The following is an 8,356-nucleotide window of genomic DNA, read 5'->3' as shown; positions in this document are numbered from 1 at the left end:
ATCAGTTGTTGGTTTGAATTCAAAAAAGACAACGAGAAATAAAACAAGTACAATAAAGGCGCCGAAAGGCGCTTTTTTTATGCGTAGTATGGAGAGAAGTATGGCGATTATTCGTTGCCCAAAATGTGCAAAATCAATTTCAGATAAACATAAGCAATGTCCGCATTGCGAAAGCAACATTGCAGAGCTAAACGACGAGCAAGTTTTACAACTTCAGCGCGAACAGCGAATTAAAAAAAAGCAGATGTTTATAAATCACTCCTTTTTGGCGCTTATCTTATTTTTAGGTGGTTTTTTCTGCTTGTACTTTTTACAACCGCAAGAAGAAACACTTCAGTGGTATGCTTACACTGCCGCGATAGGCATAGGCTGTATTTGGTACCTTGTAAATCGTATTATTTTAGTGACTCTAAAAAAGAAAAAATGACATGAACATCGACAATCTTGTACAAAATATTACTCCCGAATTATTCGAACGCTTACAATACGGTGCTTCTACTGGCAAGTGGCCAGACGGTACCGTTTTATCAGATGAACAAAAGCAACAAACAGTGCAGTTGGTTATGTTGTATCAAGCAAAGGTGGCTCAATCAAACGAGCAATTTACGATTGGTGCTAATGGTGAAATGATCCAAAAGACAAAAGCTCAACTACAAAAAGAATTCAAATCAGACAACGAAATAGCTAGGTTTAGTGAACATGATCTTTAAGCACCTTTTTACACCTAAGTGGAAACACCCAAAGCAACAAGTACGTCTTGATGCTATCGAAAAATTAGACATTGAACGTGATGCAACCATATTAAACACGTTAGCACTTGAAGATAGCTCAGCTGAAATTCGCCGTAAAGCGCTGCAAAAGGTAAACAATTTGCCGCTATGGTGGAAAGCGTATAAACAAGATCAAGCATTAAAAGATATAGCAGAGCTGCAAATATCTAATGCTGTTTTAAATAGCGAAAGTACACTAACAGCGCAAATCAAAAGTGAATACATAGAGCGTTTTGCACCTGTTAAAACACTCGAAAAGTTAGCATTTGCAGAAAAAGAACTGCAAGTACGCGTTAAATTATTAAAACGTTTAGCAAATCCAAAATTAGTAGAAAAAGCATTTAAAGAAGGTAGCGAAGAGCTACAAACTCAGTTAGTTGAACTTGTTATTACCCATCAATTAATTAAGCCATTAGTAAAACATGCAAAAGGTGATGCAAAAGCAGCACTTGAAACGCATATTGAAAATGAGCGTTTAGCAATTGAAATGCCACTTCAGGTTGAAAGTGCAACACGTGTTATTTTAGCTAAGTTAAATGCTTTACGTGAAAAAACAGATTTTGGTGTTGTAAATTCACAAGCCGGCGAATTAATGGCCCAGTGGCAAGCACTTGAGCTCAAATGGTTAAGTGATGAACGTGTAAAGCTGCTTGATGAAAAATATATTTCTATTACTACTAAGTTAGATGCACACATTGAACAGCTAAAAGCAGTACATGACAAAGAGCAGCAGCAATTAGCGCAACAACAGCGTCAATTATTAGCACTTGCAACACTTGAAGCTTTGGGTGAAGAAATTGAAAATGCCTTACAGCTTGGTCTTGAAACTCCAGAGCAAATTCAACAAGATTGGCTTGATGCAAAAGTAGCGCAAGCTAAGCAAGCTATTAGCGAAACAGAACTTGCTAATAATGCACAATCAAAACTCGCTGTAAGCAAGTTAGAAAAACTATTTACTCAAGTTGCTAAATTACCCGAGCTAACAACGGCTATTAAAGAGTACAAACTCGCTTTTGCAGCATTATGCGAAATTAAGCCAGCAGAAGATTTAGCACAATACGATGCAACTCTAACTGAATTTAATAATGGCTTTAAAGCAGCGCGTAATCATTTGAATGTTTTAGATGGCCCACTGCAAAGTACCTTTAAAACACAGTTAAATGGGCATAAAAAGCAATTTTTAGCACCAATGAATGAGCTAGTTAAGCCACTTGAAAAAAACCAAAGCCAAGCAAAGCGCAAAGCTCGTGATGTTAAGCGCCTAATTGAAGAAGGTCGTTTTAATGTTGCTTTTGGCGTATTTAAAGGCTTTGAAGAGTTATTTAATACACTTACTGAGCAATATCAGCAGCCACTTGTGAACATAAAAGCAGACCTTGAAGCGCAACTTGCAGATGCGAAAGATTGGCAAAAATACGCTGCAGCACCAAAGCGTAAAGCTTTATTAGAAGAAGTAAGTGCATTAGTAAGCGAAGAGTGTACAGACCCACAACAACGCGCAGAGCAAGTAAAAGCGCTACGTAAACGTTGGAATGAGTTAGGTCGTTTAGATACAGATGAAGAAAAGCAACAAGGCGTGCAGTTTGATGAACAGATCGAGCTGTTATTTGCGCCTTGCCGTAGTTACTTCGCAGAGCAAGAAGTGCAACGTGAAGCATCAAAAGCACAACGTGAAAGTATTATTAACGACATGCATGCGCTCCATTTACAGCCAACTGCTGAGGATGACTTTGATTGGAAACAATATGAAAGCCAATACAATCGTTTAAATAAAGCGTGGCGCAGTGTGGGTAAAGTTGACCCTAAAACATACCGTACACTAAACGATCGTTATAAAAATGAGCAACAACAAGTACTGGCTTTATTAAACGCATTTCATAAAAGTAATGCAGCACTTAAAAATGAGTTAGTAGAAAAAGCGCAGCAATTATCACAAAGCGATGATTTAGCCGCTGCTTGCCAAGAGTTGAAGCAAATGCAGCAGCAATGGCAAGCCATTGGCTTTGCTGGTTTAAAAGCTGAAAATGCGTTATGGCAAAAGTTTCGTCAGTATAACGATGAAACATTTACTAAGCGTAGTAGTGAGTTTGAGCAGCAAAAACTCGAGCAAAACGAGTCAGATAAACAAGCAATTGCAGAACTTGCTGAGCTTGAAGCAGCACTTAGTGATGTTAATCAAAGAGCGCAGTTGCACGACCTAGAAACAAAAGTGAAAGGGTACACGCAATTTAGATCGTTAGCGCCAAAGGTTACTAAGCTACTAGCTGCTATTGAAGATAAACTTGCATTGCTTACAAGTAAATCTGAGCAAGCTAATTTAGATGCATTAATTACTGCACTTGAAAACAATGAAGCGTTACCAAGTCAGTATCAAGCACCGCTTAAAACAACATTAAGTAAAGAGCAACTTATTACTCGCATGGAAATACTAGCGAACGTAAGTTCAACCGATAAGTCACTTAGAATGGCAGAACAAGTAGCCATGCTAGATGACAAACATCGTGGCGATCATGCTGATTTAAACTATTATTTAAAACAGTTATTAGCGCTCAGTGACGGTTCAGTTGAACCTGACACACTAACGCGACTTAAAGCGACACTTGCAGCTTAATACACTAGGGCGTGTTGACCTTTCGTGGTTGAATTTGCAGCAGACTGTTTGGTATTTAGGCAAGGTAGAGTCTATGTAGTGTGGTTATTCCCCATAAATAGGCGATAACGCAGCATAAATGCCAAACATGCGCTGCCCTTTGGGTTCTTTCTAGGGACGATTAACTCTTTGTTGCTCGGTTTTGACTTAGCCCGCTAGGTTACAAACCTCACGCCGCGATTAAATCGACCCTAGATTGAACAAATTTCAATCCACAAAGGTCAACACGCCCTAGAACCAGCATAATATGTGCTGGTTACTATTTTACTAAGCCGCTTTAATAGCGGCTTTTTTATGTATCACTAATTCATAAACAAAAGGGTTCTCATGAGAATTTTAGTTATTATTGCAGCGTTATTTTTAACTGCCTGTAATACCACGCAAGGCATATCAGTATATTCATTTACTAACTCAGAGGTTGAATCTGTACTGGGTAAGCAATTACCAAAGTTAAGTGAAAAAGTAAGCTTAATGGGTTTACCAGTTCAGTTTGATGTAAACGACTTAAGTGTCAACATTGGACCTGATAACCGCGATGTTGTTGTGCTTGGTGCCGATTCTAGCGCTGAAATTAATGCATTCGCTCTTAAATACCCTGTGCGTTTAAAGCTGCAAATTGAAGGTAGCCCATTTTACGACAGTGAGAAAAAAGCAGTGTTTTTACGTAATATTAAATTACTTGATTCGAGTGTAGATGCCGGCGGTTTTAAAGGTAATTTAGGTGCGCTTGATAGCCAAGCAATGGATGTTATTAATGCTTTTTTAGCGGTTAACCCAGTTTATACTCTAAACATGGATGACCCTAAAATGATGCTACTTAGTAAACTTCCACTTGATATGAAAGTGGTTGAAGGCGCAATTAAGCTAGTACCTCGTCTATAAGTAGATCTACCTACTTACAATATACGTATTGATTAGCCTGACTTTCAGGCTAATTAGGTTTTAATATTATGGCGGCTCCTCGTACTGTCCCCACTTCTCGGCTTTCTCGATTTGCAAAATTAGGCTCACTTGCCACAGGTGTTGCTACCAACATGTTAGTTGATGGTGCTAAGAGCGCGCTAACTGGTAAAGGTTGGGATAATAAAAGCTTACTGCTACAACCTAAAAACATTGAAAAACTAGCCACACAGCTATCACATTTACGTGGTGCAGCAATGAAACTGGGGCAATTGCTTTCAATGGATGCGGGTGATCTACTTAGTCCTGAATTAGCTCAGTTACTTGCTTTACTTCGCTCAGACGCGAACCCAATGCCTCATAAGCAGCTTGTTGAAGTGTTAAAAGAGCAATGGGGGGATGAGTGGCTAGCGCGTTTTTCTCATATTGAGTTAAGACCTTTTGCAGCGGCTTCTATAGGGCAAGTTCATTTAGCTTATAAAGAAAATGGCGTTCAGCTTGCTGTTAAAATTCAATACCCTGGTATTGCTAAAAGTGTAGTAAGTGATGTCGATAACGTTATTTCTTTATTAACGATTTCTCGTTTATTGCCAAAAGATCTTAATATTAAACTACTTATTGGTGAGGCTAAGGCACAGTTATTAGCTGAGGCTGATTATAAACGTGAGGCTCAGTACTTAATACGTTATAAAAATGCATTAGCAACTAATCCCCACTTTAAAGTACCCAACGTATATCCAGAGCACAGCACACAACAAGTGCTAACTATGGAATATATAAAAGCAGAACCTATTGAGAGCATTACAGAGCTACCAGATAGTCAAAAAAGCTTTGTTGCAGAGCAACTTATTGATTTGTTTTTTAAAGAAATGTTTGAATTTAAATTAATTCAAACCGACCCTAACTTTGCCAACTTTCATTATCAGCTTGAGACCCAAAAAATTGTTTTATTTGATTTTGGTGCAACGCGAGAAATATCAACCGAGCTTAGCTTAGCGTACTTAGCCTTATTTAAAGCGGGTAGCGAAAACAACCGAGAAGGTGTACTTAAAGCGGCATCACACATAGGTTATTTTAAAAATGACTTAGTTGACGAGTATAAAAACAACGTCATTGATTTATTTTTAATGGCGTGCGAGCCGCTAAGAGCAGAAGGGGAATTTGATTTTAAAAATAGCGAACTCGCGCTCAAAATTAAAAATGCAGGGCTTGCCCTTAGTGCGCAATCTCAACAATGGCATACACCGCCCGTTGATGCGCTATTTATCCACCGAAAACTTGCAGGACTTTATTTAATAGCCGCAAGGCTAGGTGTAAAAATAGATGTAAAAACGTTATTTAAGCACTATTTATAGCGTTTTAACTTACGCGTAAGTGCACTTTAAGTAATGAGTGCACTTAGCGTATAAAATTGCCATAATGCTCGCGATATTTCGCGAGGCGTATTTATGATAAAACAATTTTTAAACGATCCTAAATTATTGCTAAACGCAGTAGGTGAGGGCATATACGGTTTTGACCTATCGGGTAATGCGGTATTTGTTAATCCTGCCGCTGAGCGCATGACAGGTTGGTGCGCTGAGGAACTATTAGGTAAAAAAATACACCAATATCATCACCATACTCATGCTGATGGCACACCTTATCCCGCTGATGAATGCCAAATTTACTGCACCATGTTTGATGGAAAACGTCGTGAAGTTAAAAATGAAGTTTTTTGGCGTAAAGACGGTAGCTCATTTGCAGTTCAATACACTTCAACACCGGTTTATCAAAATGATAAGTTAATTGGTGCTGTAGCGGTATTTCGCGATATATCACTGCAACAGCAAACACAAAATGCACTGCAAGAGGCACTTGAGCAAGTAAAGCATTTAAGTGAGCAGCTAAAAGATGAAAATAACTACTTAATTGCAGAACTTAACGAAGATTGGCAAGACTCAGGGCTAGTTGGACAAAGCCATATATTTCAAACCATGTTAGATCAAATAAAACTGGTGAGTGAAACCGACAGCACAGTGCTTATACTTGGCGAAAATGGCACGGGTAAAGAGTTGGTAGCCCGTAACTTGTATAGGCTAAGCAAACGTAGTGAGCAAGCCTTTATAAAAGTAAATTGCGCTGCATTTACACCGAGCTTGCTAGAGTCGGAATTGTTTGGCCATGAAAAGGGCGCGTTTACAGGTGCCAATGACCGCCGTAAAGGGCGCTTTGAACTTGCTGATAAAGGCACCTTGTTTTTAGATGAAATAGCAGAGCTTCCACTTGAGGCGCAAAGTAAATTACTGAGAGTCCTGCAAGAACAAGAGTTTGAGCGTGTGGGTGGCAGCAACACGCTAAAAGTAAACATTAGAGTAATTGCAGCGACTAATCGCGACCTGTGGGAAATGGTACAAAAAGGCACGTTTAGAATTGATTTGTATTATCGGCTCAATGTATTTCCTATAAAAGTACCTGCCCTTAAAGATCGAAAAGAAGATATTCCTTATTTATGCGCTAATTTGATTGCGCAGCTAAATAAACGGCTCGGGAAAAATTTAAAAGGGCTAAGTAAAAAAGCAATTACGCAGCTGCAGGCTTACGATTGGCCAGGCAATATTAGAGAGCTGCAAAATGTACTTGAACGCGAAGCTATTTTATCTAATCAAGCGGTACTTCAGCTAAGTCAGCCTTTGCAAGCGGGTGGTGAAGTAGTTATTAATCCTTCACTTACGCTCGATGAAGCGCAAAAGCAGCATATAACCTCTGTTCTTGTGTTATCGCACTGGCAAATATCAGGTGATAAAGGAGCGGCAGTTAAATTGGGCTTACCTGAGAGTACACTACGCTCAAAAATGCGAAAGTTAGGGATTGCTAAAGATTCGTGATATATCGCGAAGTGCGTTTAATGTCGCGAATTTTATTTTATTGCTTTGAAATAAACCGTTTAATATCAATAATGTAAATAAATTTCAGCTTGGTCTGAAAGTTGCAAATGCTTGCGTAATACCCGTCATTATGAAGCAAGTACTATGAAGTTTGATATTAAAGAAGAAGACATGATCATTAAGCCCTATAACACCGAAGGGCCAATTTATATCCGCGAGCAAAAAGGATTTTTTCAGCGCATACGCCGTAATTTAGGTTGGCTGTTAATGCTAACTTTTATTGCAATACCGTGGATCCAATATAACGGTCAACAAGCTGTGCTGCTTGATGTGGCAACGCAAACCTTTACTATTTTTGGTTTAACACTCCTTCCTCAAGATTTTATGATTTTAGCCCTGCTATTCATGGTGGGGGCTTTTGCGTTATTTTTTGTAACCAACTGGCTTGGTCGGGTTTGGTGTGGATACACGTGCCCGCAAACAATATGGATGCTCATGTTTTCGTGGGTAGAGCAGCGCATAGAAGGCACGCGAAATCAGCGAATTAAATTAGATAAATCTCAGTGGACGCTAAGTACTTGGCGCAAAAAAATAACTAAGCACAGTGCGTGGATTATTATTTCAGTTTTAACCGCCACCTCGTTTATGGCGTATTTTATTCCAGCAAAAAGTTTGTATATGGAAATGCTTACATTTGAATGGTCAGGTATTACGAGCTTTTGGGTGTTTTTATTCGCTTTTTGTACTTACGGTAATGCAGGGTTTTTACGCGAAAAAATGTGCACGATTGCTTGCCCGTATTCTCGTTTTCAGGCTGTTATGTTTGATAAAGATACGTTGCTTGTTACCTATGATAGCAAGCGCGGTGAAAGCCGAGGACCACGTAAACGCAAAGCCGATCCAAAAGAGCTTAACTTAGGTGACTGTGTAGACTGTAACTTATGTGTAGAGGTTTGCCCGGCAGGTATAGACATTCGAAATGGCTTACAATATGAATGTATAAACTGTGGCTTATGTATTGATGCTTGCGACGATACCATGGAGAAATTTGGTTATCAAAAAGGCTTAATTAAATACGCCAGCGAAAAACAAATGGAAGGCAAAAAAACCAATCCATTTAGATTAAAACTAATAGGATACGGCGCATTAACGGCTTTGTTAATCATTTC

Annotated in this window: 7 protein-coding genes; all 7 read left to right on the top strand. The window is 39.0% G+C overall.

What is annotated here, in order from left to right; genetic code table 11:
- Nucleotides 1-100: 100 nt before the first annotated feature.
- Nucleotides 101-427, top strand: a complete 327-nt coding sequence (locus H5072_RS06575) for a hypothetical protein (protein WP_024605018.1) — start codon at nt 101-103, stop codon at nt 425-427.
- 1 nt (nt 428) lies between these two features.
- On the top strand, nt 429-710 hold the full coding sequence (locus H5072_RS06570; protein ID WP_007378333.1) for a YeaC family protein: 282 nt from the start codon (nt 429-431) through the stop codon (nt 708-710).
- Nucleotides 700-3,381, top strand: coding sequence for a DUF349 domain-containing protein (locus tag H5072_RS06565; protein ID WP_182693061.1), 2,682 nt, complete (start codon nt 700-702; stop codon nt 3,379-3,381). The genes H5072_RS06570 and H5072_RS06565 overlap by 11 nt, the downstream gene beginning before the upstream one ends.
- A 366-nt stretch (nt 3,382-3,747) precedes the next feature.
- The gene (locus H5072_RS06560) at nt 3,748-4,302 is read left to right on the top strand and encodes a DUF1439 domain-containing protein (RefSeq protein WP_002960677.1); all 555 of its coding nucleotides are present in this window, start codon (nt 3,748-3,750) and stop codon (nt 4,300-4,302) included.
- Nucleotides 4,303-4,370: 68 nt separating this feature from the next.
- Nucleotides 4,371-5,675, top strand: a complete 1,305-nt coding sequence (locus H5072_RS06555) for an AarF/ABC1/UbiB kinase family protein (RefSeq protein ID WP_182693060.1) — start codon at nt 4,371-4,373, stop codon at nt 5,673-5,675.
- 93 nt (nt 5,676-5,768) lie between these two features.
- The gene (locus H5072_RS06550; protein WP_182693059.1) at nt 5,769-7,187 is read left to right on the top strand and encodes a sigma-54-dependent Fis family transcriptional regulator; all 1,419 of its coding nucleotides are present in this window, start codon (nt 5,769-5,771) and stop codon (nt 7,185-7,187) included.
- Between the two features lie 144 nt (nt 7,188-7,331).
- On the top strand, nt 7,332-8,356 hold a 1,025-nt coding region (gene ccoG / locus H5072_RS06545), incomplete at its 3' end, for a cytochrome c oxidase accessory protein CcoG (RefSeq protein ID WP_182693058.1).

The sequence above is a fragment of the Pseudoalteromonas sp. SR45-5 genome, from assembly GCF_014163565.1.
Taxonomy (GTDB): domain Bacteria; phylum Pseudomonadota; class Gammaproteobacteria; order Enterobacterales; family Alteromonadaceae; genus Pseudoalteromonas; species Pseudoalteromonas distincta.
The sequence above is the reverse complement of the archived record's forward strand: the minus strand, read 5'-3'. Positions and strand labels throughout refer to the sequence as shown.

Coding starts and splice junctions, on each gene's coding strand:
- H5072_RS06575 (WP_024605018.1), top strand. CDS start 101: ATGGCGATTATTCGTTGCCCAAAATGTGCAAAATCAATTTCAGATAAA.
- H5072_RS06570 (WP_007378333.1), top strand. CDS start 429: ATGAACATCGACAATCTTGTACAAAATATTACTCCCGAATTATTCGAA.
- H5072_RS06565 (WP_182693061.1), top strand. CDS start 700: ATGATCTTTAAGCACCTTTTTACACCTAAGTGGAAACACCCAAAGCAA.
- H5072_RS06560 (WP_002960677.1), top strand. CDS start 3,748: ATGAGAATTTTAGTTATTATTGCAGCGTTATTTTTAACTGCCTGTAAT.
- H5072_RS06555 (WP_182693060.1), top strand. CDS start 4,371: ATGGCGGCTCCTCGTACTGTCCCCACTTCTCGGCTTTCTCGATTTGCA.
- H5072_RS06550 (WP_182693059.1), top strand. CDS start 5,769: ATGATAAAACAATTTTTAAACGATCCTAAATTATTGCTAAACGCAGTA.